This is a genomic window from Streptomyces sp. CB01635 (genome assembly GCF_002803065.1).
In the GTDB taxonomy this organism is placed as follows: Bacteria; Actinomycetota; Actinomycetes; order Streptomycetales; family Streptomycetaceae; genus Streptomyces.
In genome coordinates this window covers 62,278-87,713 of sequence record NZ_NNBL01000030.1, presented here as the reverse complement: position 1 = coordinate 87,713, position 25,436 = coordinate 62,278, and the positions used below count along the sequence as shown (strand labels likewise).

Here is a 25,436-nt window from a genome sequence, read left to right as displayed (position 1 = left end):
TCGAACAGGACCTCATGGAACGGCTCCTGCCCATCAGACGCCTGCGCAGCCAGCCCCGCGTAGTGAAACGCAAGATGTCCAACTACCACCTCAAGCGACCTGAACACCGGACCTGGCCGCAGCCGACCCGCACCGGACCTCAAGCCGTCCTCATCACAAGACCCCAACCCGCAAGCCCGCAACGCAACGGCATTGCTCTTAGGCCGTGTATCGAAAATGGATCCGGGATACTCCGGACGCTCGTGTGAGCGGGGCCCGGTGACGGCGCCTGTCGCGCGGTTCCCGGTGCGATCGGGTAATCAGGAACGGTGAACAAGGACGGGACCGACCCCTTCGTGCATGTCCGGGGCGCGAGTGAGAACAACCTGCGGAACATCGATGTCGACGTTCCGCGGGACGCGATGGTCGCCTTCACCGGCGTCTCCGGTTCGGGCAAGTCCTCGCTCGCGTTCGGCACGCTCTACGCGGAGGCCCAACGGCGCTACTTCGAGTCCGTAGCGCCGTACGCCCGAAGGCTGTTGCAACAGGTCGGCGCACCGCACGTGCAGGAAATCACCGGACTGCCACCCGCCGTGGCCCTGCAGCAGCGACGCGGGTCGCCCAGCTCGCGCTCGACGGTCGGCACCATCACCACGCTGTCCAATCTGCTGCGCATGCTGTACTCCCGCGCCGGCACCTATCCGCCCCGGGCCGCGCGGCTGGAGGCCGAGTCGTTCTCACCCAACACCGCGGCCGGCGCCTGCCCGGAGTGCCACGGACTGGGCGTCGTGCACGACGTCGCCGAGGACCTGCTCGTCCCGGACCCCTCGCTGAGCATCCGCGAGGGGGCGATCGCCGCCTGGCCGGGCGCCTGGCAGGGCGCCAACCTGCGCAGTGTCGTGAGCGGCCTGGGGATCGACATCGACCGACCGTGGCGCAGGCTCAGGAAGAAGGACCGGGACTGGCTGCTGTACACGGACGAGCAGCCCTCCGTGTACATCGAGCCGGAGGAGGACCGCGTCGACTACGGCTACCAGGGCAAGTTCTGGAGCGCCCGCAAGCACGTCATGCACGTCCTCGCCGACTCCAAGAGCGAGAAGATGCGCGAACGGGCGCTCCGGTTCGTCAGGAGTGTGCCCTGCCCCGAGTGTCACGGCAGCGGATTGCGGCCCGAGGCGCTCGCCGTGACCTTCGCCGGACGTTCCATCGCCGAGATCAACGCGATGCCGCTCACCGAGGTCGTGGCGCTGCTGCGGCCCGTCGCGGGGCGGTCCGAGGCCGACGCCACCACGTCGACCGCCCGATCCGGGGAGACGAGCGAGGCCGCGGTGCGGATCTGCGGCGATCTGGTCGCGCGGGTCGACGTACTGCTCGACCTGGGCCTCGGATATCTCAGCCTCGGGCGCCGCTCGACGACCCTGTCGCCCGGCGAGGCGCAGCGCCTGCGGATCGCCACCCAGCTGCGCTCGGGGCTGTTCGGCGTCGTCTACGTTCTCGACGAACCCTCCGCGGGCCTGCACCCGGCTGACGCGGAACCCCTGCTGGACGTGCTGGACCGCCTCAAGGCGGCGGGCAACTCGCTGTTCGTCGTGGAGCACGACATGGACGTCGTACGGCGGGCAGACTGGGTGGTCGACATCGGCCCCCGCGCTGGTGAGGGCGGCGGACGCGTGCTGTACAGCGGCCCGGTCGCCGGTCTTGAGCGGGTCGGGGAGTCGGCCACGAGCCAGTACCTGTTCGGGCGCGCCCAGCCGCTCGATCACCGCACGCGCACACCGCACGGCTGGCTGCACCTGAGCGGCGTCTCCCGCCACAATCTGCACGACGTGTCCGTCGACGTACCGCTCTGCGTACTGACGGCGGTGACGGGCGTGTCCGGTTCCGGAAAGTCGACGCTGGTGACGCAGGTGCTCGCCGAGGTCGTCCGCGGCCACCTCGGACTCGTACCCGAGGAGCCCGATGAGGCGCAGCTGGAGGTCGACGTCCAGGACGCGTCGGGGGTCGAGTCGTTCGACCGGCTGGTCCGGGTCGACCAACGGCCCATCGGCCGAACTCCCCGGTCCAACCTTGCCACGTACACGGGGATGTTCGACGCGGTGCGCAAGCTGTACGCGGCGACGGACGAGGCCAGGGCGCGCGGCTACTCGGCCGGGCGGTTCTCCTTCAACGTGCCCGAAGGGCGGTGCGAGACCTGCCAGGGCGAAGGATTCGTCGCGGTCGAACTGCTGTTCCTGCCCGGCACCTACGCGCCGTGCCCGACCTGCCAGGGCGCCCGGTACAACGCCGAAACGCTGGAAGTCACCTACCGCGGCAAGAACATCGCGGAAGTACTGGCGCTGTCCGTCGACGCCGCCGCCAAGTTCCTGTCCGCCGTCCCGGCCGCCTCCCGCAGTCTGGAGACGTTGCGCGAGGTGGGACTGGGGTACCTGCGGCTGGGCCAGCCCGCGACGGAACTCAGCGGTGGTGAGGCGCAACGCATCAAACTGGCCAGCGAACTGCAGCGAGCCCGCCGCGGGCACGCGCTCTACCTGCTCGACGAGCCGACGGCGGGGCTGCACCCTTCAGACATCGCGCTGCTGCTGCGACAGCTGCACCGGCTCGTCGACGCCGGCAACACGGTCGTCCTCGTCGAGCACGACCTGGACACGATCGCCACCGCCGACTGGGTCATCGACCTCGGGCCGGGCGGCGGCGACGCGGGTGGGCGGGTGGTCGCGGCGGGCCCGCCGGCCAAGGTGGCGAGGGCCCGCCGCAGCGTCACCGCGCCCTATCTCGCGGCCCGGCTAGCGCGCTCCTGACGACGGCGCGAGGGGCTGAGCACCGGTCAGCCGGGTTCGGGGCGCAGGGTTGCGCGCGTCGCCATGCTGCGTTCCAGCTTGTGGCGGAGATCGCTGGGGAGGTGTCCCGCCTGGGCCCACTACACGATGAGTTCGGCGATGTGGCGCATCTCGATGTCGGTGTGCTGGGAGATCTCCCGTAGGACGTCCCGGCCGTCCTCCGCGCGCAGGCCGGCCAGCGTGACGACGATGCCGATCGCCCTGATTGCGGGCCCCGGCCGCATGCTGGTGTGCGCGGCAGACCGTGGAGTCGACGCTCAGGTCCCACGTGATCGCACCCTTCGTCGGCCAGGGACTGGAGCCGGGTGGATCTGGTGCCAGGCGCCGTTCCGCTGCCATCGGCGGAGTGAAGTCGGCCGCCGACGAGGTGCCCGTGGCCCGGGTCCTTTTCCGACGGCCTCTTCCCGAACGGTGCGGGCCAGTTTCCCAGCACACCGCTCTCCAGCGATCTTTTCCGGGTGGATGAGGTCGCTCGTTCCGCGTGGATGTCCTCGTGGCAAGGCCGACAGACGGGCAGGGTCTTACGTCGTCTCATTGCCATCAACTTCACCCACACGGGGCGCTCGGCTCGGCCCTGTTGCTTGAGATCGGCGAATGTCCGGATGTGATGGACCGTAATCCGGCGCGTTGATCCGCATATCTCGCAGCAGTCCGCGAGGAGCCGCTTCACCAACTCGGTGGTGCTGATGTGGTTGGGTTTCAACGGCTCTCGGTCGGCGATTACCGCTGTGCGGAGGAGGGGCGAGCCGGCTGCGCCGAGAGCGCGGCGGGACCGGGTGCTCGATCGCGCAACGCGACGGCGACCGACACAACGGCGCCGCAGGAGAGGGCCGCCGCGAAGCCGATCATCGCGGTCTGCACGGCGAAATGCCGCAGGGCGATGCTGAACAGGACGGAGGGCAGGCCCATGCCCAGGTACGCGACGACGAAGAACACGGCAAGGACTCCCGCGCGTGAGGCGGGCTCGGCCACTGAAACGGCACGTTCGACGCCTCCCTTGAACAGCAGCCCGGAGCCGGCTCCCGACAGGGACACGGCGACCAGATAGAGCCAGAGCGCCGGGTGGTAGAGGGCGACGGCGCACAGGACCAGGCCGACCGGGAATACCACTGCCCCCACGGTCAGGACCCGGGGCAGTGGGAGGCGGCCCAGCACCAGCTGGGCGGCCGCCGCGGAACCGAACATGAGGAAGGCCGACAAGCCGACCACGAGGTGCGAGTCGGTGTGCAGGGTGCCATGGAGCACGCTCGCCCCGAGGGAGGAGATCAGGCCGAGGATCGCGAAGGCGAAGGCGCCCAGCGCGGCGGCCGCGCCGAACGTCCGCCCGCCGCCGGGGCGCAGGACGAACCTGCTGGGCGGTTCGGCCGCGGGCAGCTCCAGGTCCACGGTCTCCGGGGTGGACAGCACCAGCGCCAGGCACACTGCCATGGCGAGCGTGAAGATCGCCTGGGTGGTGATCAGGGGCGTGGGAAGCCATTCGGCGGCGGCACCGGCGACCAGGGGCCCTGAGGCCAGGCCGCCGAGGTTGGCGGCGGTGGCCACGATGCCGGGCAGCACCGAACCCGTCCGTTCCGGACGGGCCTCGTGGTGGAGGTCGTGCAGGTACGTCGTCGCGGTCGAGGCCATCAACCCCAGTCCGACACCGTTCAGGATCCTGCCCGCGATCAGCCCCGGCAGGTCCCGCCACGTGATCAGTACGACCGACGCGACGATGCCAACCAGCAGCGCCGGGACGATGACGCGCCGTCGGCCGAGCCGGTCCGACAGGTGTCCCAGTCCGAGGAAGGCGGCCGCAGCGCCCACGACCATCGAGGCGTACGCCACCGTGACCGTGGTCGCGCCGAAGTGGTCCCGGGCCTCGTACAGCGGCCACAGCGGGGTCGGCGCGGTACCGAAGGCCATAAGCACGGTGAAGGCCACCGCCACGAACCAAAAGCCGGTCGTGTGCGAGGCACGACGCCGGGCGGGGGCGCGGGGCGGCAGGTCGACGGCAGCGGGTGCTGGGATCGGATGGGTCGGGTCGTCGGGAGCGTCGGCTGTGGGACGGCTCAGCGGCGTCGGAACGGCAGGCAGGGGTACCCCTCCTCGGGCGGAAGTGGATGGCGCTTTCCATTCTCCTCACCAGCCAGGATCAGTGCCAACGAATGTTTTTGCTGGGCTCGAGCAATGCAAGTGATACTTCTCGTGTGGAGCTACGTCAGCTGGAGCACTTCATCGCGGTCGCCGAGGAGCTGAGTTTCACGCGTGCCGCCCGACGGCTGCACGTGGTGCAGTCCGGGGTGTCCGCCGCGATCCGCTCCCTGGAGCGCGAGCTCGGCTGCGCGCTGTTCGAGCGCACGTCGCAGCAGGTCCGACTCACCGGGGCGGGCGCGGCCCTGCTGCCGGAAGCTCGGGCCACCCTGCACGCCGCCCAGGCGGCCCAGGACGCCGCGCGCGCCGCACAGGACACGCTGCGCGGCACGGTGAATGTGGGCGCCATGGCCTCGGTCGAGGTGGTGGACCTACCTGCGCTCCTCGGGCAGCTGCACGCGCGGCATCCGGCGATCGACGTCCGGCTGCGGCTGGCGACGACCGGATCGGCGGGACTGGCGCACGCACTGCTCAGCGGGGACCTGGACGTGGCTTTCCTGTCGCTGCCCGAGCACAAACCCGCCGGGATCGACGCACGGGAGCTGGCCACCGTGCCGCTCGTCCTGGTGGTGAGCGCCGCCCATCCGCTCGCGCAGCGGGGGGAGGTGGCACTTGCGGACCTCGCGGGGGAGCCCTTCGTGGACTTCCCGCCGGGCTACGGCAACCGCGAGGTGGTCGACCAGGCGTTCGCGTTGGCGGGCGTCGTACGCCGGGTGGCACTGGAAGTGCCCGACATCGACATGGGGGCGGCACTGGTCCGGCACGGTCTGGGCGCCGCCTTCCTGCCCGCGTTCGCCGTTGCCCGCACCCCCGGCCTGCAAGTCCTGGACGTCCACGGCACCATGCTCCGCTGGAGCATGCATCTCGGCACGTCGTCGACCCGGCGGCCCAGCTCGGCCCTGCGGGCGCTGCTCGACCTGGTCGACCTCCACGTCATCGCCCTGTGACGCGCGGGCGCTTCCCGGCGGTGGTGTCCGGCCCTGTCCTTGCCGAAAATGTCATCCGTGCACGTCATGCGGCATGTTCGTACTCGTGGAGGATGCCGCCGAGAGGCTTGCGTCGTCGTATGTCGAGGCGGGTGATCTGCCCCGGATCGGTGATCGTTTGGGGGAGTGGGCGCATCGGGCGGGCATTGGCGATGCCCTGATGCGGCCTGTGCCCGTTGTGGAACTGTTCGAACTCCCGTAGGGCATAGGAGAGATGGCGTTGGTTCCAGATCAGCGTGCGGTCCAGGAGTTCGCGCCGGCAGGTCTGCACCCACCTCTCCACGATGGAGTTCATTCTCGGCATCTGAATGCCGCTGAGTACGACCTCGATGCCGGCGTCGTGGAGGATGGCGTCGAACAGGGCGGGGACTTCCCGTCACGGTCCCGGAGTAGGAACCGAGCCCGGCAGCCGGCGTCTTCGAGGTCCATGACGAGATTCTTCGCCGTCTGTGTCACCCAGGATGCCGTCGGGTGGGCGGCGGCTCCCAGGATCCGGGATACGCCGGTTGGCGTGCTCGATCATCGGGAACACGTACATCCGCGTCCCCGACAACGTGACGGTTTCCAAGAAGTCGCAGGCCAGCAGCGCGTCGGCCTGGGAGCGCAGGAAGTCCGGCCACGTGCTGGAGCCGCGCTCGGGTGCAGGGTCGATCCCGGCGTCCTTCAAGATCTCCTACACCGTGGACGCAGCTACTTTCACGGCCAGGACGAGCAGCTCGCCGTGAATCCTGCGATACCCCCAGCAGGGGTTCTCCCTCGCCAAGCGCACCACCAGCGCCCGAACGGAGTGGACCGTCCGTGGGCGCCCCGGGGGTTTCGGCCGGGAGGCGACAGCATGGCGGCGAGCGACCAGATCGCGGTGCCAGCGCAGCACCGTGTCCGGTCGTCCCAGCAGCCGCAGTCTGCGCAGCACGTCGAAGGGCAGACGGTGCAGCAGCGAAGCCAGGAACGCCCTGTCGCTCGCAGTGAACCGCGCTCTGTTGTTGCCGAGTTGACGTTCCAGCACAGTGATCTGATGGCGCAGGGCGAGGATCTCCGCGTCTTTGTCCCGAGCGCTCATCGGCAGCAGGCGCAGTACCGCGAACGCGTTCGTCACACCCAGGTAAGCCAGTCGAAGCAGCACGGTTGATCATCATGCCGCGGCGATCTCCAACTGCGCGAGAGTGCAGACTCGAGCAGCCGAGGTCGACATCGGCGAAACCGGGCACACTCGCTCTCACCAGGGCGGATGAGATATTCGGCAAGCGCAGGGCCGGGGATCTGCTGGTCCGAATCGGCGCGATCATGTTCCTAGCTGGCGCAGTGGCCACTCTCGCCACGGTGGCGCCGCTGTTCCTCGGGACCGAACCGCTGCCGTCCGTCTTCTACTGGGTGTGCACGCTGATGGGCCTCGGTTTTCTGATCGCCGCGGCCGGAGTGATCCGTTCCGCCACAGCTCAGCGCCGTCAGGTGGCGGCGCCGTCGCCCCCGTCCACCCCTTCCGCCACATAGCGCTCCAGCCAGGACGGAAACTCCGTCAGTTCCGCGAGCACCACCTCGGCACCGGCGTTGCGCAGCTCCGTGGCATCGCACGGGCCGGTGGCGACCGCGACGGACAGCGCGCCCGCGGTGTGCGCCCCGACGACGTCACCGATGTGGTCGCCGACGTAGACCTGCGCATGGTGCTTGCGCAGCGCCTCGGCCTTGCCCTCCGCCCACAGGGAGCCGAAGAGCGCGTCCACGTCGAGGCCGAGGTGTTCCAGGTGCAGCTTGGCGTTGGGCTCGTACTTCGCCGTCACCACGATCGCCCGGCCGCCCGCCGCGTGGATCGCGTCGATGGCCTCCCGGGCGCCGGGCAGGGCGGGCGTCGCCGCGACCGCGTATTGCGGATAGAGCTCGCGGAAGAGAGCGGCGGTGTCCGCCACCCGCTCCTCGGGGAACCAGTGGCGGATCTCCTCCTCCAGCGGGGGCCCCAGCCGGCTCGCCGCGAGGTCGGCGTCGATGAAGGTGCCGGTCCTGGCCGACAGCTCCTGATAGAGGGCCTTGATGCCCGGGCGCGAGTCGATCAGCGTCATGTCGAGGTCGAAGCCAACCGTCGGAGAGTGTGCAGCCATGCCTGCCATTGTGCCTGCGGCGGCATCCCCGGTCAGGGAGGCACGACCCCGGCCCCCTCAGCGGGGCACCCGCCGCATCCGCCACACCAGGAACAACGCCGAGGCGACCGCCGCGACCCGCACGATTCCCGGCAGCCCGTCGGCCATCTCCTGCCCCAGCCGTTCCTGGGCGCTGGGCTCGCCCCACCGCCCGTCGAGCCAGCCCCACAGCCACACCACCAGCCCGCCGACGACGATCCCCGGAACGGTCTCCCCCGGCCTGAACGGTGCCGGCTCCACCCGCCACCAGTCGGGCACGTCAGCGTCGTCGCCCAGTTCGTCCGCCCCGGGCAGATGCGGTGGCAGCCCGACGGACGGCGCGGAGTCCGCCGCCCCGTCGCGCGGGCCGGGCACCGTGCCGCGCCCTGAACCCCTGCCGTGCCCGGAGTTCTTGCCGTTCCCGGAGCCTTTCCCGTGCGGGGAGTCCTTGTCGTTCGCGGATGGTTTGCCCGCCCTCCGCCCCCTGACGGCAATCGGTGAGCGCCCCAACGTCAGTCGACCGTCGCATGCTGAGAGCATCCTGCCGATGCCATGCCGCGGCCGACTCGGCTGGGGTCAGCATGAGGGCCTCGGCACGACGTGGCCCGTTCTGGGGTCCCTGGCCGTCGAAGAGCAACTCGCCCGCTACGAGGTACACATCCTGGGCCGCTTCCCCAAGAATGAATGCGTCGACCCGGATGGGGCCCACCCCGCGGCTGACCTTCCACCAGGTTCCCGAGCTGAAGCGCAACATGTGGGTCAGGGGAGCTTTTGCGGGGCCTCCTGTCGTGTGCAGGTGTGGTCGAGTGCAAGCTGCTCCGGCAGGGTTCTCGCTGACCTGATGCCGACTTCCTGATGGCTCATCAGTTTGATCGCGTCGTCGTCGATGTGGCTGGCTGCTGGTGGTAGTCGGGTGGGGGAGGGGCGAGGGCTCCGGTGGTCGGAGCTGTGGCTATGGGGGCAGCGCCGAATGTTTCGAAGGCTCGCCTGGGAGGGCAACGGGAAGTCGCGTCGCTCGCCGCCGACACCCGCGCGGGGGTGAGCGGCGCAAGTCCCCTGCTCGCAGCCCAACAGGACCCGGGGGTAAGCCGCGCAATCCGGCGACGACCAGCGTGTCCGCCGTTTCTTCCCATGCACGGCGAAGGGGCCGGACGGTTTGTCCGGCCCCTTCGGTGCGTCTCGCCGCGGCGAGCAGGTCTACAGCTCCCCGGCCTGCGTCAGGGCGAGTTCGGCGTGTTCGCGATTGCTGGCGATGTACTCGCGGTGCCACTCGGCGCTGACCCGGTGTTCGTCGACGAGGGGCGGCTCGGCGCCGATCAGCTCGTCATAGACCTGTGCGGTGGCCGCCGCCGGTCAGCCGCCGGGACCATCACCCTGTCGAAAATGGGTCTCCGGCATCCGGTGGTCGTGATTCAACGGTTCCTTCGTTCCCAGGCGGGCCCAGACCAAGAACGTCCTCAGGCCTCCAGCCAGCAGACCGACCGGAACGAGTATCGCGAGAGTCCACTCGGACATGCCGCATCCCCCTTCCGCTGCCGGGCACGAGCCGAACGCGGGCTGCTACCTCTCCCTCGCTTGCTTCATCACGTCCGTGGGAACGCTGGGTGGCGCCCTCGGCGTCGGTCTGGAGGACTGACCGGGCGGTCCGCCAGGCCGCCTCCGGCGAGCGTCAGGACACCGACTGGCCCGGCACGGACCGAGGCTCGCTCACGCCGGACCCGCGGACGAGATTTCCTTCCTGAGCCCGGTGTTCATGGACGAGCCGAACGGCTATGGCGCCCTCCCCCGCGGCGGAGGCGACCCGCTTGACGGACCCGCTCCTGACGTCACCCGCGGCGAAGACACCCGGCATCGTGGTCTCCAGCATCAGTGGCCCGCGCCCGAGCGATTCCCAGATGTTCTCGTCGGCCGCTGCCCGGGCGTCGGCGCCGGTGAGCACGAACCCCCGTCGGTCCAGCGCGATCACGTTCTTCAGCCACTCGGTGTGCGGCCGGGCGCCGATGAACACGAACAGGGCGCGGGCCTGCAGTTCGCGACGGTCGCCGGAAGCGTTGTCCTCCACGGTCAACGACTGCAGGGTGCCCTCTCCGCTGACCTGGCGCACTTCGGTGTGGGTCAGCACCTCGACCTTCGGATGGCGTGTCACCTGGTCCACCAGATAGCGTGACATGTCTTTGCTGAGGTCGCCGTTGCGGACGATCAGATACACCTTGGGCGCGTATTCGGCGAGGAAGAGCACCGCCTGGCCTGCGGAGTTGCCCCCGCCGACCACCGCCACGGGGTCCGTCCGGCACAGGTTGGCTTCGTGGAGTGTGGCGGCGTAGTAGACGCTGGAGCCTCCCAGCCGGTCGATGCCGGGGACGTCGAGCCTGCGGTAGCGCACTCCCGAGGCCAGGACGATGGTGGCGGCCTGGATTTCGGAGCCGTCCGCGAAGGTGAGGGCGTACCGGCCGTCGCGCGGTTCGAGCGAGGTGACCTCGGCGGGGACGGTGAGCTGTGCGCCGAATTTGCGGGCCTGGAGCACCGAGCGTTCCATGAGTTCGCCACCCGAGATCCCGGACGGGAAGCCCAGATAGTTCTCGATGCGCGAGGAGGTGGCGGCCTGGCCTCCGGTGGCTATGGCGTCGACGGCTACGGTGACGAGGCCGTCGGATGAGCCGTAGACGGCGGCGGCGAGCCCGGCCGGGCCCGCGCCGATCACCACCAGGTCGTATTCACCGTCGCCGTGCGCAGAGGTGGGGAGTCCGATGAGGCGGGCGAGGTCCGCGATGCTGGGATTGCGCAGTACCTGCTCTCCCTTCCACAAGACGACCGGGGTCTCGTCCGGACGGATGCCGAACCGGCGCAGCAGCGCCTCGGCTTCCTTGTCCTTCTCCAGGTCGATCCATCGGTGTGGTAGCCGGTTGCGGGCGGCGAATTCACGCAGCCGCAGGGTGTTGGGGGAGTAGCACGAGCCCAGGATCCGGAAGCCGGCGCCTAGGCCGATGAGCAGGGACCGGCGGCCGAGGTAGGCGCGCAGAACCAGGTCCCCGAGGACCGGATCGCGTGCCACCAGGGCCCGCTGGCGCTCCACCGGGACCGCGAGGACCTGGCCGGGCTCGCGTACGACCGCGGTGTCGAACGCCGTCTGGCCTTCGAGCAGACCGAGTTCCCCCAGAAAGCGGCTGGGGCCGTGTACCGCCACGGTACGTTGGTCGGGACCGCCGTAGTCGTGAATGACCTCGACCATCCCGCTGACGATGGCAAGGAACTCCTCGCACGGTTCGCCCTCGCGGAACAGCACCTCGCCCCGCTGCGTGGGGCGGTACTCGCCGTACTGGGCCAGCGCATCGAGCTGTTCCAGCGTCAGCCGGGGGTAGGCGCCGTGCAGATCGGGGGTTTCGGTGGGTACCCCGTCCGGGCCCGCGGCAGTCATCAGACCACGGCCTCGTGGACGTAACACCAGCGCCAGTTCTCTCCCGGCTCGAGGGGCTGCACGATGGGGTGGCCGACGTTGGCGGCGTGCAGACGGGCGTGCTTGAGTGGCGAGGAATCACAGCATCCGACGTGTCCGCAGGTCAGGCACAGCCTGAGGTGCACCCAGGGAGAGCCGAGGCGCAGGCACTCCTCGCAGCCCTCGGGGGTGCGCGGCGTCACCGGGCGCACGAGCGACAGGTGCCAGTCGCTTTCGGTAGTCATGATGGTCGTCCTCCCTTGGCGGACGGGCTCAGCGGCGACCCGCGATGGTCTCCTCGACCCATTGGCGCAGCACGTTGGCGGGGGCGGCGCCAGCCTGTCGCGCGATCGCCTTTCCCTGGTCGAGAAGGAGCAGGGTCGGCACCGCCTGCACCTGGAATCGCTGGGACAGCCTGGGGGCCTGGTCGACATCGACCTTGACGAGCTTGATCTTTCCGGCGAGCTCGCGGGCGACCTGTTCCAGTGCGGGGCTGACCATGCGGCAGGGACCGCACCAGGTGGCCCAGAGGTCGACGAGGACGATGGGCGCCGCCTTTTCGGCGATCTCCGCGAAGTCGTCATCGCCAGCATCGACGATCCATGGCAACGGGGCACCGCAGTTTCCGCATTTGGGGCGCCCGGCCCCCGCTGCTGGCACCCGGTTCTTGCGGCCGCACGACTCACAGACGACCGTCTTGGTCCGGCTCGTTGCCACCGTGCTCACGCAGCCATTCCGTGGTTGGCCTGGGCCGGCCTGGCGTACGTCACGACCAGTTCACCGTTCTGGGCGTCCACCCGGATCGTCGAGCCGTCGTCGACGTCGCCGCGGATCAGGGCCCGCCCGACGAGCGTTTCGACCTCGTGCGAGATGAAGCGGCGCAGCGGCCGTGCCCCGTAGACGGGGTCGAAGCCCTGCTGGGCGATGAGCTCGCGGGCCTGATCGGTGAGCTCGACGCTGATCTGGCGTTCGGCCAGGCGCCGGCGCAGGTCGTTGAACTGCAGCTCGACGATGCGCTTGATCTGGTCCATGCCCAGCGGCTTGAACAGCACGACGTCGTCGACGCGGTTGAGGAACTCGGGGCGGAAGTGGCTTTGCAGTTCGCCCATGACCAGGGCCCGCGCATCGGGTTTGATCTCGCCCTCGGGGGTCACCCCGTCGAGCAGATGGGCGGATCCGATGTTGGAGGTCATGATGACGACGGTGTTGCGGAAGTCGACGGTGCGGCCCTGGGCGTCGGTGATTCGGCCGTCGTCGAGTACCTGCAGCAAGGTGTTGAAGACATCGGCGTGTGCCTTCTCGACCTCGTCGAACAGGACCACGGAGTAGGGTTTGCGGCGTACCGCCTCGGTGAGCTGACCGCCCTCCTCGTAGCCGATGTATCCGGGCGGCGCTCCGACCAGCCTACTGACGGTGTGCCGTTCCTGGTACTCGCTCATGTCGAGACGGACGATGCTCTCCTCAGTGTCGAACAGTGCCGCGGCGAGCGCCTTGGCCAGCTCGGTCTTTCCGACGCCGGTGGGGCCGAGGAAGATGAACGAGCCGATGGGCCGGCGCGGGTCGCGGATGCCGGAGCGGGCCCGGATGATGGCATCGGTCACCAGCTTGACGGCCTCGTCCTGGCCGATCACCCGCTCGGTGAGGATCTCGTCGAGCCGCAGCAGCTTCTCCCGTTCGCCTTCCTGCAGCCGGGTCACCGGGATACCGGTCCACGCGGCGACGATCTCGGAGATCTCGTCCTCCGTGACGACCTCGCGCAGGAGCCGGGTCTCCCCCTGCTTGGCGGCGAGTGCCTCCTCTTCGGCGGCCAGCCTGCGCTCCAGTTCGGTGAGCTTGCCGTAGCGCAGTTCGGCGGCGCGGTTGAGGTCGTAGTTCCGCTCGGCCTCCTCGGCTTCCTGACGGACCTGTTCCAGTTCCTGCCGCAGCTCCTGCACCCGCCGAATGGCCTGGCGTTCTGCCTCCCACTGGGCGTTCATGGCGTCGGCCTCGGCGCGCAGGTCGGACAGTTCGCGCCGGAGCTCTTCCAGCCGCTTTCGGCTGGCGGGGTCGGTCTCCTTCTCCAGGGCCGCTTCCTCGATCTCCAGGCGGGTCACCCGGCGGGTGATCTCGTCGAGTTCGGCCGGCATGGAGTCGATCTCGGTGCGCAGCCGGGCGCAGGCCTCGTCGACGAGGTCGATGGCCTTGTCCGGCAGGAACCGGTCGGAGATATAGCGGTGGCTGAGGGTGGCCGCGGCGACCAGCGCGGTGTCCTGGATCTTCACGCCGTGGAAGACCTCGAGACGTTCGCGCAGACCGCGGAGAATGGAGACGGTGTCCTCCACGCTCGGCTCGTCCACCATGACCTGCTGGAAGCGCCGTTCGAGGGCGGCGTCGGATTCGATGTGCTTGCGGTATTCATCCAGCGTGGTGGCGCCGATCATGTGCAGTTCGCCGCGGGCGAGCATCGGCTTGAGCATGTTCCCGGCGTCCATCGCGCCCTCGGCGCCGCCACCGGCTCCGACGACCGTGTGGAGTTCGTCGACGAAGAGCAGGATGCGCCCCTCGGCGGCCTTGACCTCGCTCAGCACGGCCTGCAGTCGTTCCTCGAACTCACCGCGGTACTTGGCGCCCGCCACCAGCGAGCTCATGTCGAGGGAGAAGATGGTCTTCTCGCGCAGCCCCTCGGGCACGTCACCGCGGACGATCCGCTGTGCCAGGCCTTCCACAATGGCGGTCTTGCCGACGCCCGGATCGCCGATCAGCACGGGGTTGTTCTTGGTCTTGCGGCTGAGGATCTGCATGACCCTGCGGATCTCTGCGTCCCGGCCGATCACCGGGTCCTTCTTGCCGCTTCGCGCCTCGGCGACCAGGTCTTGGCCGTACTTCTCCAGCGCCTCGTACGCGGCCTCGGGGGTCGCCGAGGTGACACGCTGGTTTCCGCGGATGCGGGTCAGCGCGGCGAGGAAGGCGTCCTTGGCGATGCCGTGTTCCTTGAGCAGGCGTCCCGCCGCTGTCCTGGATCCCTCGTCGGCCAGTGCCAGGACGAGGTGCTCCACGGACACATATTCGTCCTTGAGGCGCTTGGCCTCCTGCTCGGCGGTGTCCAGCAGCTTGGCCAGCCGCTGGGTGACATACACCTGGCCGGGGGTGGCGCCCGGTCCGGTCACCTTCGGTCTGCGCGACAGCTCGCTCATGAGCGAGGCGCGCAACGCCTTGGTGTCGGCCCCCGCTTGGTCGAAGAGCCGCGGCACCAGCCCGTCCGGCTGGTCGAGGAGAGCGAGCAGCAGATGCTCACCGTCGACCTCGGTCTGGTCCATCCGGCCGGCGATCGTCTGCGCTTCCTGAAGGGCTTCCTGGGACTTCTGGGTGAGCCGGTTCATATCCACGATTCATCACTCCTCGAGCCGGCGTTGCTGCGCCTCAACGCGGCCTCCAGCTCGCTGACCCGGTCGAGCAGGTCGAGCACCAGACCGAGGGAGGCGTAGTTGAGGGGGAGCCCGGCCCGTAGCCGTTGGATGCGGGCGAGAGTTGCGGGCGCGCCCGGGTCGAACCACAGCCGGCCGCTGTCGTCGCGGGTGGCGTCGACCAGGCCGAGGGTGACGAACCGCCGGACGAGATCGGGGTGGAGTCCGGAGCGCCGGGCCACGACGTCCAGGCTGAGTCTGTCGACGGGCACGATGGCGTAGTTGTGGACAACGACGTTCAGGGGCCGCTGCTTGTCCGGCGCCGTCGACCGGCGATGCCCGGCCTCCGGCGCGGCGGCAGCGCGCCGCGGATCATGGTTCATCCTGGCTTCCTCGGGTCGAAGGTGGACACGGCAGCCAGCTCCTCGAAGAGCTCACGCTCCCGGTCGCCGAGTTCGGGCGGCACCATGATCCGGACCTCCGCGTAGAGATCTCCGTTGGCGCCACGGGGGTTGGGCATGCCCTCGCCGCGCAGCCGCAGCCGGCGGCCGCTGGACGAGCCCTTGGGAACGGTGACTTTGGCGGTGCCGCCGGGCGTGGGTACCGGTACTCTCGCGCCGAGCGCCGCCTCCCAGGGCGTGACGGGAAGAGCGACGTGGATGTCCCGGCCCTCCAGGCGGAATTGCGTATCGGGCTTGATCCGTACGCGGAGGTACAGATCTCCCTGGGGACCGCCGTCGCTGCCCCTGCCGCCTTCCCCGGCCAGGCGGATGCGCTGTCCGTCGACCACACCACGCGGGATGTTGACGTCGTAGGTCCGCTGTCCGCCGGGCCCGGCGAGGGTGATGCTGCGATGGCCGCCGTGGTAGGCCTCCTGGACACTGAGCTGGATCTCGGCCTCTTGGTCGGCTCCGGGAACCGGGCCCCAGCGTCCGCCGCCTCCGCCGCGGCCGTACATCCCGCCGAACAAGTCCTCGAAGTTGATGCCGGAGCCGTCGAATCCCTCGCCGTAGTCGGTGAACCGGACCCGGCCGCCGCCGTCGCCGGTCGACCAGCCGCGGCCGCGGCTGCGGCCTTGGGCTCCCGCCCCGGCCCCCACGCCCGCGCCCACCCGTTCTTCCCAGTCCTCCGGGATCTGCCGGAAGTCCTCGCCGAAGCGGTCGTAGCGCTTGCGCGTCTTGGGGTCGGACAGCACGCTGTACGCCTCGTTGAGCTCCTTGAAGCGCTCCTCGGCCTGCGGGTCCTTGTTGATGTCGGGGTGGTGTTTGCGGGCCAGTTTGCGGAAGGCCTGCTGTATTTCGTCGGAGCTCGCGTTGCGCTGCACCCCGAGCACGTCGTAGTAGTCCCGTGCCATGGGGCGTCACTCCTGCCGCTTGCTGACCAGGACGGCCGCGGGGCGCAGCTGCCGGCTCCCCTCGCCGTAGCCGGGACGCACCACCTGCACGACGGTGTTCGGCTCGGCATCGGGGGCGTCGACGGTGCCGACGCCGTCGTGCCGGGTCGGGTCGAAGGGCACTCCGGTCTCCTCGTAGCGGGGATACCCGAGCCGGCGGAGCACGTCGACGGCTTGGTCGCGTACGGCCTTGACGCCTTCGACCACGGCGGACGGATCGGATCCGGCATGTGTGAGCGCCAGGTCCAGATTGTCGACCACCGGCAGCCAGGCCGCCGCGGTGCGGACGCGCTCCTCGTTCCGTACGGCGTCCAGTTCCTTGGCGTGGCGCTTGCGGAGGTTGTCGAGGTCCGCGAGGGCCCGGCGCCATCGGTCCTGGAGCTCGTCGAGGGCCGCGGCGTGGTCGTCCACCTCCGGCTGCTCCGGGGGCAGGGCCTGGCTCAGCTCGTCCTGGGGCGTCGTCGGCTCCTGTTCGGTGGACATCGCCGCACCTCAGCTCTTGTCGAATTCGGCGTCGACCACGTCGTCGTCGGATCCGGCGGAGCTGCCCGAAGCACCGTCTGCCCCGGCGTCCGCCGTGGCCCGCTCCTCCGAGGACGGGCCCGCGCCTGCCTGGTGGGAGGCCAGCGAGGCGTGGATCTGCTGGAGCTCGGAGGTCAGCGACCTGACCTTGTCGAGCGGCGCTTCTCCCTTGACGGCTTCCCTGGCGTCGGTGACGAGCATCTCGGCGCGGGCCTTCTCGTGCGCGGGTGCGGCGTCGCCCAGCTCGTTCAGCCGGCGTTCGACCTGGTAGGCCACGGCGTCCAGTTCGTTGCGGGCGTCCACCGCCGCGCGCAGCGCCTGGTCCTCGCCGCGGTGCGCTTCGGCCTCCTGGACCATCCGCTCGACCTCGCTCTGGTCGAGGTTGGAGCCCTCGCTGATGGTGATGCCCTGCTCGGCGCCGGTGTCCTTGTCGCGTGCGGTGACGTTCAGGATGCCGTTGGCGTCGATGTCGAAGGTGACCTCGACCTGCGGCTCGCCACGGGGCGCGGGGCGGATGTCCTTGAGCTGGAAGCGGCCCAGGACGCGGTTGTCGTTCGCGAGCTCGCGCTCTCCTTGCAGGACGACGATGTCGACGGCGCCTTGGTTGTCCTCGGCGGTGGAGAAGGTCTCCGTGCGCCGCACCGGGATGGTGGTGTTCCGCTCGATGATCTTGGTCATGACACCGCCGCGGGTCTCCACACCCAGCGACAGCGGGATGACGTCGAGCAGGAGCACGTCCTTGACGTCGCCCTTGAGTACTCCGGCCTGGATCGCGGCGCCCATGGCCACGACCTCGTCGGGGTTGACGCTCATATTCGGGTCCTTGCCGCCGGTCAGCCGACGGACCAGGTTCTGGACGGCGGGGATACGGGTGGAGCCGCCCACGAGGATGACCTCGTCGATATCGTTCTCGCTGATCTTGGCGTCGGCCATCGCCTGCTTGACCGGTTCCATGGTCCGCTCGACCAGGTCGGAGGTGATCTGGTCGAACGTGGACCGCATGACCGTCTCGGTCAGATGCTTCGGGCCCGCGGCGTCCGCGGTGATGAACGGCAGGCTGACCTGCGTCTGAGTGACCGAGCTGAGTTCGGTCTTGGCTTTCTCCGCGGCCTCGAAAAGCCTTTGCAGAGCCTGCGGGTCGCTGCGCAGATCGATGCCGTTGTCGCGTTGGAAGTTGTCCGCCAGGTAGTCCACGAGCCGTCGGTCGAAGTCGTCACCGCCCAGGTGGCTGTCGCCCGCGGTGGACCGAACCTCGACCACCCCGTCACCGACATCGAGGAGGCTGACGTCGAAGGTGCCGCCGCCCAGGTCGAAGACGAGCACGGTCTCGTGCCCCTTCTTGTCCAGCCCGTAGGCGAGCGCCGCCGCCGTGGGCTCGTTGATGATGCGCAGGACCTCCAGTCCCGCGATGCGCCCCGCGTCCTTTGTCGCGGTGCGCTGGGCGTCGTTGAAGTACGCGGGGACGGTGATGACGGCTTCCGTCACCTTCTCGCCCAGCTGCTTCGCGGCGTCGTCGGCAAGCTTGCGCAGGACCAGTGCGCTGATCTCCTCGGGCGCGTACAGCTTGCCGCGTACCTCGAAGCGCGCATTGCCATGGTCGTCGGCGACCACGTCGAAGCCGACGGCCTTCGCCTCGTCGGAGATCTCGTCGTAGCGGCGGCCGATGAATCGCTTGGCCGAGTAGATGGTTCCCTTGGGGTTGAGGATCGTCTGGCGGCGGGCCAACTGGCCGACGAGCCGCTCGCCCGTGTCGGTGAACGCGACGACCGACGGGGTCGTGCGGCTGCCCTCGGCGTTCGGGAGAACCGTCGCCTCACCGCCCTCCCATGCGGCGATCACCGAGTTGGTGGTTCCGAGGTCGATTCCGACTGCCTTAGCCATGGGGGTACTCCTTCATCGAAAGCCACGGAAGCGTTCGCGCGCCCTGTGCCGAGGGTTCTCACTTCTCGGTGGCGGCGGTGCCGGCCGCCGCGCTCCCGAGCCGGTTGAGGAGCTTGGCGGCCTGATCGGCCACCTCGGCGTCCGCCACGACCTCGTACCGGCTCGGCTGCATCGCTCTCACGGAAGCGAAGTCGCGGCGCCCGCGCTGCATGCTGTACAGAAGCAGCCCGAGCAGCGCGCCGATCACCGCGCCGAAGATCAGCCCGTAGAGGGCCAGCAACAGCGACGACAGCACCGGGTTGAGCCAATTGAGCAGGCCGAAAAGCCAGCCGATCAGAGCGCCAGGGAGAGCGCCGGACGCGGCCCCGCTCAGCGCCGCCCTCCCAAAGCCGACACGACCGACAACTTGTTCGACGAGTTGCAGGTCGTGGCCGATGATGGCGGTTCGTTCAACAGGGAACGCCTGGTCAGATAGGTAATTGACTGCGTGCTCCGCCTCCGCGTAGGTGGGGTAGGACGCGATGTTCCGACGATCCTGCTGGCTCATGTCCCCTCCTCCCGGCGACAGACCACTGCTACTGGTTCACGGCTGACCGCTTCAGTCTCGCCATCGCAGGCGCCCCGCGGCCTGCGCCTGCGAGGCCGAAATCCGTAGGCAATCTCGGTCTGCCAGGGTGAGCTGATCGAGATCGACATATCGGACGATATCTGCGTCATTGGGTAGTGTGGATCCCGGGCGAGTCCCTCAGAAAGGCCCGTGATCCACACCATGACCACGACCTCGGGCACGACGGGCCGGCCCCCCGGGAACAGATGGGGCCGCGAGCACCTGGCGAACTTGTACGGCCTTTTCGTGCTCTCGATGATCATGAATGACGCGCCGGACGAGAGCGACGTCCTGACGTGGGCCCTCACCGCCGTGGGCACCCTCGGCCCGTGCCGCGCCGAGGCCGCCTACCTCACGTTCGACAACGGCCCGACCCGCACACCCGCCGACTGGCCCCACGCCACCCCCCACCTTGATGCCCAGGTCCGGAGACTGGGCGGTCAGGGTGGGCCGGTCACGGTGCCGGACCGGGCATGGGGCTGGAGCTTCGCGCTGCAAGACAAGGCGGACAACATCGGCCACCTGCTGGTCAGCGCGCCTTCTCGGCCCACCGATGACGAGTTCTTCCTGTTGCGGGTTCTGGCCCAGCAGACCGCGGCGGGCCTTACACATGCCCTGGCCCGGCGCACGGAACGCGACCGTACGCAGCAGCTCCGGCGGGTCAACGACGACCACGCGGCCCTGAACGCCCGGCTCAGCACGTCCGTCTCCGAACTGGAGCGGCAGCGCTCCGTCCACGAGACGCTCAGCCAGGCCTCCGCGGACGACGGCGGGGTACAGGGCATCGCCGTGGTCCTCCACCAGCTCACCGGGTACCCGGTCGCCGTCGAGGACCGCTTCGGCAATCCGTGGGCCTGGGCGGGTCCGGGCCGTCCCGACCCGTACCCCAAGCCCGAGGCGGGCCGGCACGAAGAGCTGCTGCAGGAGGCGGCCCGCCGGCTGCGGCCGGTGCGGGTGGGGGAACGGGTGATCGCCCTGGCCCGGCACCGTGGCGAGATCCTCGGCACGGTGGCCCTGATCGACCCCGAGGCGAGCACCGGTGAGCAGGAGGAGTTCGCCCTCGACCACACCTGCACCGCGCTGACCCTGGAACTGGCCCATCTGCGCAACCTGGCCGAGGTGGAACTGCGGCTCCGCCGCGAGCTCGTGGACGACCTGATCACCGGCACCGATGACGAGAGCGCCTACGCACGGGCGGCCGCCGTCGGCCACGACCTGCATGGCCCGCATTACCTCGCCGCGGTGCAATGGGTCGGCCGGCCGGCCGACGACGCGTTCGTGCAGGCGGTCAGCAGGGCGGCGGCCGGCCTGCGGATGCGGTCGCTGCTGGCCAGACGCTCCGGGAAGGCTGTCCTCGTGCTGCAAGGGCGTCCGAAGGCGATGGCCCTGCACGAGGCCGTGGTCCGCGAACTGGGCTCGCCCACCGGTGCGATCGGCGTGGGCGGCCGCTGCGACACCCCGGGCGAGATCCCGCGCTCGTTCCAGGAGGCGCTGCGCGCACTGGAGGTCCGCCAGCGCTCACAGACCCCGCACGGCACCACGACCTTCGACGAGCTGGGCCTGTACCGCATCCTCGGGCCGGGCGGCAGCTACCGGGACGTCGAGCAGTTCGTCCGTGAGTGGCTCGGCCCGCTCCTGGACTACGACGCCGCACACCACGCGGACCTGGTCCGGACTCTCTCCCGGTACTTCGAGTGCGGCGGCAACTACGACGGCACGGCAGCCGCCCTCGGCATCCACCGCAGCACCCTGCGCTACCGGCTCCAGCGCATCCGCGAGGTCAGCGGCAGGGGCCTCGCAGACGTCGACAGTCGGCTGAATCTGCACGTCGCCACCCGGGTGTGGAAAGTCCTGGGCGGCTCATTCTGATCGGGAGAATAGCGTGGATCAACGGAGTGCCGACGCCCCCTTGGCTGCTGTCGCTCACCTGGGCGGAGTACCGCTGACTCCTGGCGACCACATCTGTGCCCTGTACCGGGGACGTGCCGAGCGGGACCGGCTCATGACCCCGTTCTTGGCGGACGGCCTGAGTGCAGGGCACAGCTGCCTCCTCATAGGCACCGAAGGCGAGGGCCGTACTTTCCGAGACATCCTGGCCTCTGCCGCCCCCGCGGTGGGCCGGGGCGGCAACAACTTCCAGATCAAGGGCCCGAACGAATATCTGCAGGACGGGACCTTCGACGGAGACCGCACCCTGGCCCGTATGTACGCATGGTCCGACGAAATATTCCCGTCCGACAAGCGCACCTGCGCCCGGCTTGCTGCCGATATGAGCTGGGCCCAGCCCTTGGTGCAGCCCGCCTTCGTCCAGGACCTGGTCCGGTACGAGATGCACGCGACCCGGTGGCTGCAGTCGCATCCCCAGGTGGGGATGTGCATGTACGACCTGGAGCTGTTCCACAGTGACCTGATCGTCCCACTGGTCAAGGCCCATCCGAAGGTCTGGCTGAACGGCATGATCATGGAAAATCCGTACTTCCTCGATCCCGATGAGGAGACCGGGCCACCGGCCTCCGGGGAGACCTGACACCGCTCACGGCTCCGGCCGTGCGCACATCCCGCCGTCCGGTTCCGGCACGAAACCCCGGCTTGCCGCACGGAACGCGGCGCTGCCTATCCGCCGTCCTTGGGTGGCGGAGTCGGGCCGTCACCGCGCCTCCGCCGGAGTTCCTGTTCCTCTTCCGCATCTGCCGCCTCGTCCTCCGGTGCCGTTCGCTCCTGCCGGTCCTCCCGCGCCTCCCGGACCGACTCGACATCCCGTTCCAGCGGTGTCGTGTCCAGCGCGGCCGTCAGCTCCTCCAGGGCCCCCAGCAAAAGTTCCGCGCCACGCCGCACCACCGGATCATCACCGCCGTCCGCGCCCTCCCAGGCGTCGAGCGCCGCCGCTACCCGCTCCCATCCCGGGGCCCGCCGCTCACGTACGTCCCGCGCCGCACGCGCGGTGTCCGCCCGCAGGGCCGCCGCGAACAGTGCGGCTTCCGGGACGGGCCGCACCCCTCGTCCCGGCAGATGGGCCTCCAGAAGCATCGCCGCCCGCCCTATCGACTTGAGCGCCTCATACGCGTCCTGGGCCGCACTGCGGGTCAGTCCACGATGCTTCACCGGCTCTTGCTTGGACCGCTCGAAAGCCTCGTCCCACGCGGCCTCCTTCTTACGGGCGGCAAGCAGTGCCTGCCGCACTTCCGCGCGATGCCCGCCGCCGGGATCCGCGTAGCTGCCGACCACCGCCGCCGCGTACCGCCCGTTCGCGGCGAGCCAGTCCGCGAGACGGTCCAGCAGCCGCGGGGTCTCCCAGGCCGGAAAGACCACATAGGCCAGCATCGCGAGCGCACCGCCGAGCAGGGTCAGAAGCACTCGGTCCCGCACCGTCTGGTGCCACTCCTCGCCCCCCATCCCGAGCAGGAAGACGACATATGCTGCGGCGAAGGACTGCGAGACCGCGTACCCGGTGCGCATCAGCAGGTACATCAACCCGGCCGAGAACACGGCCAGCCCGCCGGACAGATATGCGCCCGGGTGAGCCAACTGCACCACTCCGGTGGCCAGTCCGACGCCGACGAAGGTGCCGGCGAACCGGGCCACAGCACGGGAGTAGGTCTGGTGGAAGTCGGGCCGCAGCACCATGACGGAGGTGATCGGCACCCAGTAGCCGTGGCCCAGCGGAAGCGCATTGCCGAGCAGATAGCCGAGGCAAGCCACCCCGGCGAGGCGTACAGCGTGCCGGAGAACAGTCGAGTCCCGGGTGAGCTCGCGGCACATCGCACGCAGCACGACCGGCACCATCCGGAACATGGTCGGACGCACCAGTGCCGGGGCGTTCGCCGCGTGAGTGTCGCCGCTGTCCGCGATCTCCACGACCTCGCGCAGCAGATCGAACAGCCGCACCGCTGCCAGCCGCGCCGGCCCCCGCAGCACCTCCTCCTCCCCGCCCCCGAGGGCCTCCATGGCTTCGGAGGGCACCTGGACCGGGGTACCGCGGCGGATCGAGTGGGCAGTGGCGTCCAGCACCTCGCCGGCCGCCTTCAGGAGTTCCCGCGTCCGGTCGCGTTCCGGCCCCTCCGCCGGAGCGCCGACCCGGGGGTCGGCGAGTGAGGCGAGGACCGGGCGGATGCGCTCGGCCAGACCGCGGGGGCCGTTCAAGGCGGCGGGCCGCCGGCGCGCCTGCCACGGCGTGACCGCAGCGGCGTCGCGGGCCGTCATCATCGGTTCCGGGGCGAAGGGGGCCACCGGGTCGTGCCGCAGCCGCCGGGCGTAGTCGGCCACGGCGGCGAGGGCGTCGGCGAGCGCATCCCGGTGCGCTCCCCAGCGGCGGATCGGGAACAGCAGGATCAGCGTCGCTTGCACCACACCGCCGAAGGCGATCACCGCGGCGTGCTCCAGCGCCTGCACCACGGTGGTCGGCAGGGTGATGGTCACCAGCATGATGCCGATCGTGGTGGCCGCGACGATCCCGGCGGTCGAGCCCGCGGCCCAGGCCATTCCGGCGCCGAAGGACCACAGGGCGAGCAGCAGGAGGAACGGCACGGGGTGCGCCCCCACCAGATATCCCAGGAAGGTGCTGAGCGCCAGGCCCGCGCCGGCGGCCAGCGCAAGCACCTTGCGTGGGCGCCAACTTCGCTGGAACGTGGCGGCGCCGGCCGAGAAGGCTCCGAACGCGGCGGACGTGGCATAGGCCGGGGAGACAAGCCACAGCGCGAGCCCGATCACGGTTGCTACTCCGGCCGCGGCGCGCAGTGCGACCAGCGGCTCGAGCCGGGTCCTCTCAATCGTCAGCCCGGAGCGCACGATCAGCCCCAGAGCCCGCAGCCACGTCACGGCGCCGAGCTTAGGGCGAGGCCGGGGCCGTCCGCCGCCAGCCGCACCGTGCACCCGTCCACGCGAGCTACCACGCGGTGCCGCCCGGGAGCGAACCGAGGAGTCCGGCCGGAACGCCGGCCACCAGACGGGGCGGATCCAGGTGCCGCTGTCACGGGCGCCGGCCCCGCGGCATCCCGATGTGTGGCGGCTGCGCTCGGGTTCCGGGAGCCGGGCAGCCAGCTGAGTGTTCGCAGCGAGCCAGTGAGAGCAGCTACTTGGGATCTTCTCCATTCGGTCGTGTAATCGTCTTCATGAGGCGGGGCAGAGGGATGAAGCCGTCCGTCGTTCCGAGTTCTCGCGGGGTCGGGACGTAGAACGGGCAGCGTGCGCAGACCAGCCGGTGCGGACACTTGGCGAAGAAGTCGTAATTGCAGTAGCGCGCTCGCCCAGGCCAGTAGTACTTCCCGGGCTGTTCGCCGCCTGGTGGGTGGCTCCGGTGAGGATGCACTCGCGGTCGATGAGGACCTGGATGGTGCGGAAGTTGCGGTCGAAGTAGTCGGCCTTCTCGTGGGACGCGGTGAGGGTGCGTTGCAGGATCGCCGCGTAGTAGCGGGTGCCGGCAGGGTGCTTGTGTCCGATCCATTGCTGCAGGTCGTTGAGGGGGTAACGGCTCGCGGGCGTTGAGAAGGTGGGGGCGATGGTGGCGCGGGCCCGCTGGCTGGTGAGCACGTCGCGCGAATCGGACTGGGGACACTGATGCCCGGCTTCCGGTTCGGCGAGGCACGGTTGACTGCTCCCGAACTGCCGCCGGTGCCCGTGACACCGCGGGGCGGGTGCGTTGGCACAGGGCGGCGCGGGGACGGCAGGCGGGGCGTGAGTCTGGCTCAGGAAAGTTCTTCCAGCATTCCGTGCACATGAGCCACGGCAACCTCTATGTCGGTGTGCTTGTACTGCCCGGCGCGTGACTCCGCGGAGAGGACTCCGCGGCGGTGCACTTTCTCGAAGTCGCCATAGGGGAACTTGTACCGGCTTTTGTTTTCTTCGTTCTGTTCGAGGGGTTGTCGTCACGTCGGCGGCGACAACGCGATGCACTGCAACCGGTACACCGGCAGCAGCTGGACCGCCGCCAGCCTGATCCATACCAGGGCCTTCAAGACCTCGCCGCGCCGGCACTCGCCTTCCACGAAGGAGAGGTCCACCTCGCGGGCACCGACCGGCGGTTGTGGCACACCGCTTACTACAACGGAGTGCGGGGCCCCGCTACGGCCCTGACCTTCAAGTTCGGCGGGGCGAAGCGGCGCCATGCGTTGCAGGTTCGTGAATCAATGGCCCTCCGTGATGAAGGGACTTGATGGTGTGCCACTGGGGCGCCGTCAC

21 protein-coding genes and 2 pseudogenes are annotated in these 25,436 nt (G+C 69.6%); 6 read left to right on the top strand and 17 right to left on the bottom strand.

Annotation, left to right across the window (positions count from 1 at the left end; all coding sequences use genetic code 11):
* Positions 1–308 precede the first annotated feature (308 nt).
* Positions 309–2,777 (top strand): excinuclease ABC subunit UvrA, encoded by a 2,469-nt coding sequence (gene uvrA, locus CG723_RS39575; RefSeq protein WP_100598382.1) that lies wholly within the window; start codon positions 309–311, stop codon positions 2,775–2,777.
* A 119-nt stretch (positions 2,778–2,896) separates the two neighbouring features.
* Here uvrA and CG723_RS45950 read toward each other — a convergent pair whose 3' ends face one another.
* The 3 genes and pseudogenes from CG723_RS45950 to CG723_RS39560 all read right to left on the bottom strand — a co-directional run bounded on the left by CG723_RS45950 (position 2,897) and on the right by CG723_RS39560 (position 4,724).
* The gene (locus CG723_RS45950) at positions 2,897–3,040 is read right to left on the bottom strand and encodes an ANTAR domain-containing protein (RefSeq protein WP_107489222.1); all 144 of its coding nucleotides are present in this window, start codon (positions 3,038–3,040) and stop codon (positions 2,897–2,899) included.
* Between the two features lie 281 nt (positions 3,041–3,321).
* Positions 3,322–3,486 (bottom strand): annotated as a pseudogene (locus tag CG723_RS49405) (HNH endonuclease); the annotation flags it as partial.
* A gap of 50 nt (positions 3,487–3,536) precedes the next feature.
* Complete coding sequence (locus tag CG723_RS39560; protein ID WP_442802630.1) at positions 3,537–4,724, bottom strand: MFS transporter; 1,188 nt, start codon at positions 4,722–4,724, stop codon at positions 3,537–3,539.
* Between the two features lie 278 nt (positions 4,725–5,002).
* Between CG723_RS39560 and CG723_RS39555 the strand changes: the two genes are divergently transcribed.
* On the top strand, positions 5,003–5,893 hold the full coding sequence (locus CG723_RS39555) for a LysR family transcriptional regulator (protein ID WP_100598380.1): 891 nt from the start codon (positions 5,003–5,005) through the stop codon (positions 5,891–5,893).
* A gap of 64 nt (positions 5,894–5,957) precedes the next feature.
* Here the strand turns inward: CG723_RS39555 and CG723_RS47150 are convergent.
* The 3 genes and pseudogenes from CG723_RS47150 to CG723_RS39530 all read right to left on the bottom strand — a co-directional run bounded on the left by CG723_RS47150 (position 5,958) and on the right by CG723_RS39530 (position 8,418).
* Positions 5,958–7,055, bottom strand: a pseudogene (locus tag CG723_RS47150) (integrase core domain-containing protein).
* A gap of 322 nt (positions 7,056–7,377) precedes the next feature.
* Positions 7,378–8,025: an HAD family hydrolase gene (locus CG723_RS39535; protein ID WP_100598378.1), complete on the bottom strand. Its 648-nt coding sequence runs from the start codon at positions 8,023–8,025 to the stop codon at positions 7,378–7,380.
* A gap of 57 nt (positions 8,026–8,082) precedes the next feature.
* Entirely contained in the window at positions 8,083–8,418 is a 336-nt protein-coding gene (locus CG723_RS39530) for a hypothetical protein (RefSeq protein WP_234374759.1), read from the bottom strand.
* Positions 8,419–9,556: 1,138 nt separating this feature from the next.
* On the opposite strand from CG723_RS39530, the gene CG723_RS48800 reads away from it, so the two are divergent.
* Positions 9,557–9,679, top strand: coding sequence for a hypothetical protein (locus CG723_RS48800; RefSeq protein ID WP_267893765.1), 123 nt, complete (start codon positions 9,557–9,559; stop codon positions 9,677–9,679).
* A gap of 33 nt (positions 9,680–9,712) precedes the next feature.
* Here the strand turns inward: CG723_RS48800 and CG723_RS39525 are convergent, their stop codons facing one another.
* The 9 genes from CG723_RS39525 to CG723_RS39485 are packed head-to-tail and all read right to left on the bottom strand — an operon-like array spanning position 9,713 to position 19,202.
* Positions 9,713–11,458, bottom strand: a complete 1,746-nt coding sequence (locus tag CG723_RS39525) for an FAD-dependent oxidoreductase (protein WP_100598377.1) — start codon at positions 11,456–11,458, stop codon at positions 9,713–9,715.
* Positions 11,458–11,721 carry a UBP-type zinc finger domain-containing protein gene (locus tag CG723_RS39520; protein WP_030082447.1) on the bottom strand — a complete coding sequence of 88 codons (264 nt, stop codon included), beginning with the start codon at positions 11,719–11,721 and terminating at the stop codon, positions 11,458–11,460. Before CG723_RS39520 ends, CG723_RS39525 begins: the two co-directional genes overlap by 1 nt.
* Positions 11,722–11,749: 28 nt before the next feature.
* Positions 11,750–12,193, bottom strand: coding sequence for a thioredoxin (trxA, locus tag CG723_RS39515; RefSeq protein WP_100598388.1), 444 nt, complete (start codon positions 12,191–12,193; stop codon positions 11,750–11,752).
* Positions 12,194–12,198: 5 nt separating this feature from the next.
* The gene (gene clpB / locus CG723_RS39510) at positions 12,199–14,841 is read right to left on the bottom strand and encodes an ATP-dependent chaperone ClpB (protein ID WP_100598376.1); all 2,643 of its coding nucleotides are present in this window, start codon (positions 14,839–14,841) and stop codon (positions 12,199–12,201) included.
* Positions 14,832–15,242 (bottom strand): chaperone modulator CbpM, encoded by a 411-nt coding sequence (locus CG723_RS39505; RefSeq protein WP_100598375.1) that lies wholly within the window; start codon positions 15,240–15,242, stop codon positions 14,832–14,834. The genes clpB and CG723_RS39505 overlap by 10 nt, the downstream gene beginning before the upstream one ends.
* Positions 15,239–16,213 carry a DnaJ C-terminal domain-containing protein gene (locus CG723_RS39500; RefSeq protein ID WP_100598374.1) on the bottom strand — a complete coding sequence of 325 codons (975 nt, stop codon included), beginning with the start codon at positions 16,211–16,213 and terminating at the stop codon, positions 15,239–15,241. The genes CG723_RS39505 and CG723_RS39500 overlap by 4 nt, the downstream gene beginning before the upstream one ends.
* A 6-nt stretch (positions 16,214–16,219) precedes the next feature.
* Entirely contained in the window at positions 16,220–16,735 is a 516-nt protein-coding gene (locus CG723_RS39495) for a nucleotide exchange factor GrpE (protein ID WP_100598373.1), read from the bottom strand.
* A 9-nt stretch (positions 16,736–16,744) separates the two neighbouring features.
* A complete protein-coding gene (dnaK, locus tag CG723_RS39490) occupies positions 16,745–18,655 on the bottom strand; it encodes a molecular chaperone DnaK (protein WP_100598372.1) in 1,911 nt (636 codons plus the stop codon).
* Between the two features lie 58 nt (positions 18,656–18,713).
* A complete protein-coding gene (locus tag CG723_RS39485; protein ID WP_100598371.1) occupies positions 18,714–19,202 on the bottom strand; it encodes a general stress protein in 489 nt (162 codons plus the stop codon).
* A 222-nt stretch (positions 19,203–19,424) separates the two neighbouring features.
* On the opposite strand from CG723_RS39485, the gene CG723_RS39480 reads away from it, so the two are divergent.
* On the top strand, positions 19,425–21,131 hold the full coding sequence (locus CG723_RS39480; protein ID WP_100598387.1) for a PucR family transcriptional regulator: 1,707 nt from the start codon (positions 19,425–19,427) through the stop codon (positions 21,129–21,131).
* A gap of 13 nt (positions 21,132–21,144) precedes the next feature.
* Positions 21,145–21,789, top strand: coding sequence for an MEDS domain-containing protein (locus tag CG723_RS39475; RefSeq protein ID WP_159032637.1), 645 nt, complete (start codon positions 21,145–21,147; stop codon positions 21,787–21,789).
* Positions 21,790–21,875: 86 nt separating this feature from the next.
* Here CG723_RS39475 and CG723_RS39470 read toward each other — a convergent pair whose 3' ends face one another.
* Positions 21,876–24,077, bottom strand: a complete 2,202-nt coding sequence (locus CG723_RS39470) for an FUSC family protein (protein ID WP_100598369.1) — start codon at positions 24,075–24,077, stop codon at positions 21,876–21,878.
* A 291-nt stretch (positions 24,078–24,368) separates the two neighbouring features.
* The gene (locus tag CG723_RS46590) at positions 24,369–24,788 is read right to left on the bottom strand and encodes a hypothetical protein (RefSeq protein WP_159032636.1); all 420 of its coding nucleotides are present in this window, start codon (positions 24,786–24,788) and stop codon (positions 24,369–24,371) included.
* 260 nt (positions 24,789–25,048) lie between these two features.
* On the opposite strand from CG723_RS46590, the gene CG723_RS46585 reads away from it, so the two are divergent.
* Entirely contained in the window at positions 25,049–25,411 is a 363-nt protein-coding gene (locus CG723_RS46585; protein ID WP_159032635.1) for a hypothetical protein, read from the top strand.
* Positions 25,412–25,436 lie beyond the last annotated feature (25 nt).

Coding starts and splice junctions, on each gene's coding strand:
- CG723_RS45950 (WP_107489222.1), bottom strand. CDS start 3,040: ATGCGGCCGGGGCCCGCAATCAGGGCGATCGGCATCGTCGTCACGCTG.
- CG723_RS39535 (WP_100598378.1), bottom strand. CDS start 8,025: ATGGCTGCACACTCTCCGACGGTTGGCTTCGACCTCGACATGACGCTG.
- CG723_RS48800 (WP_267893765.1), top strand. CDS start 9,557: ATGCCGCATCCCCCTTCCGCTGCCGGGCACGAGCCGAACGCGGGCTGC.
- CG723_RS39525 (WP_100598377.1), bottom strand. CDS start 11,458: ATGACTGCCGCGGGCCCGGACGGGGTACCCACCGAAACCCCCGATCTG.
- CG723_RS39520 (WP_030082447.1), bottom strand. CDS start 11,721: ATGACTACCGAAAGCGACTGGCACCTGTCGCTCGTGCGCCCGGTGACG.
- CG723_RS39505 (WP_100598375.1), bottom strand. CDS start 15,242: ATGAACCATGATCCGCGGCGCGCTGCCGCCGCGCCGGAGGCCGGGCAT.
- CG723_RS39500 (WP_100598374.1), bottom strand. CDS start 16,213: ATGGCACGGGACTACTACGACGTGCTCGGGGTGCAGCGCAACGCGAGC.
- CG723_RS39495 (WP_100598373.1), bottom strand. CDS start 16,735: ATGTCCACCGAACAGGAGCCGACGACGCCCCAGGACGAGCTGAGCCAG.
- dnaK (WP_100598372.1), bottom strand. CDS start 18,655: ATGGCTAAGGCAGTCGGAATCGACCTCGGAACCACCAACTCGGTGATC.
- CG723_RS39485 (WP_100598371.1), bottom strand. CDS start 19,202: ATGAGCCAGCAGGATCGTCGGAACATCGCGTCCTACCCCACCTACGCG.
- CG723_RS39480 (WP_100598387.1), top strand. CDS start 19,425: ATGACCACGACCTCGGGCACGACGGGCCGGCCCCCCGGGAACAGATGG.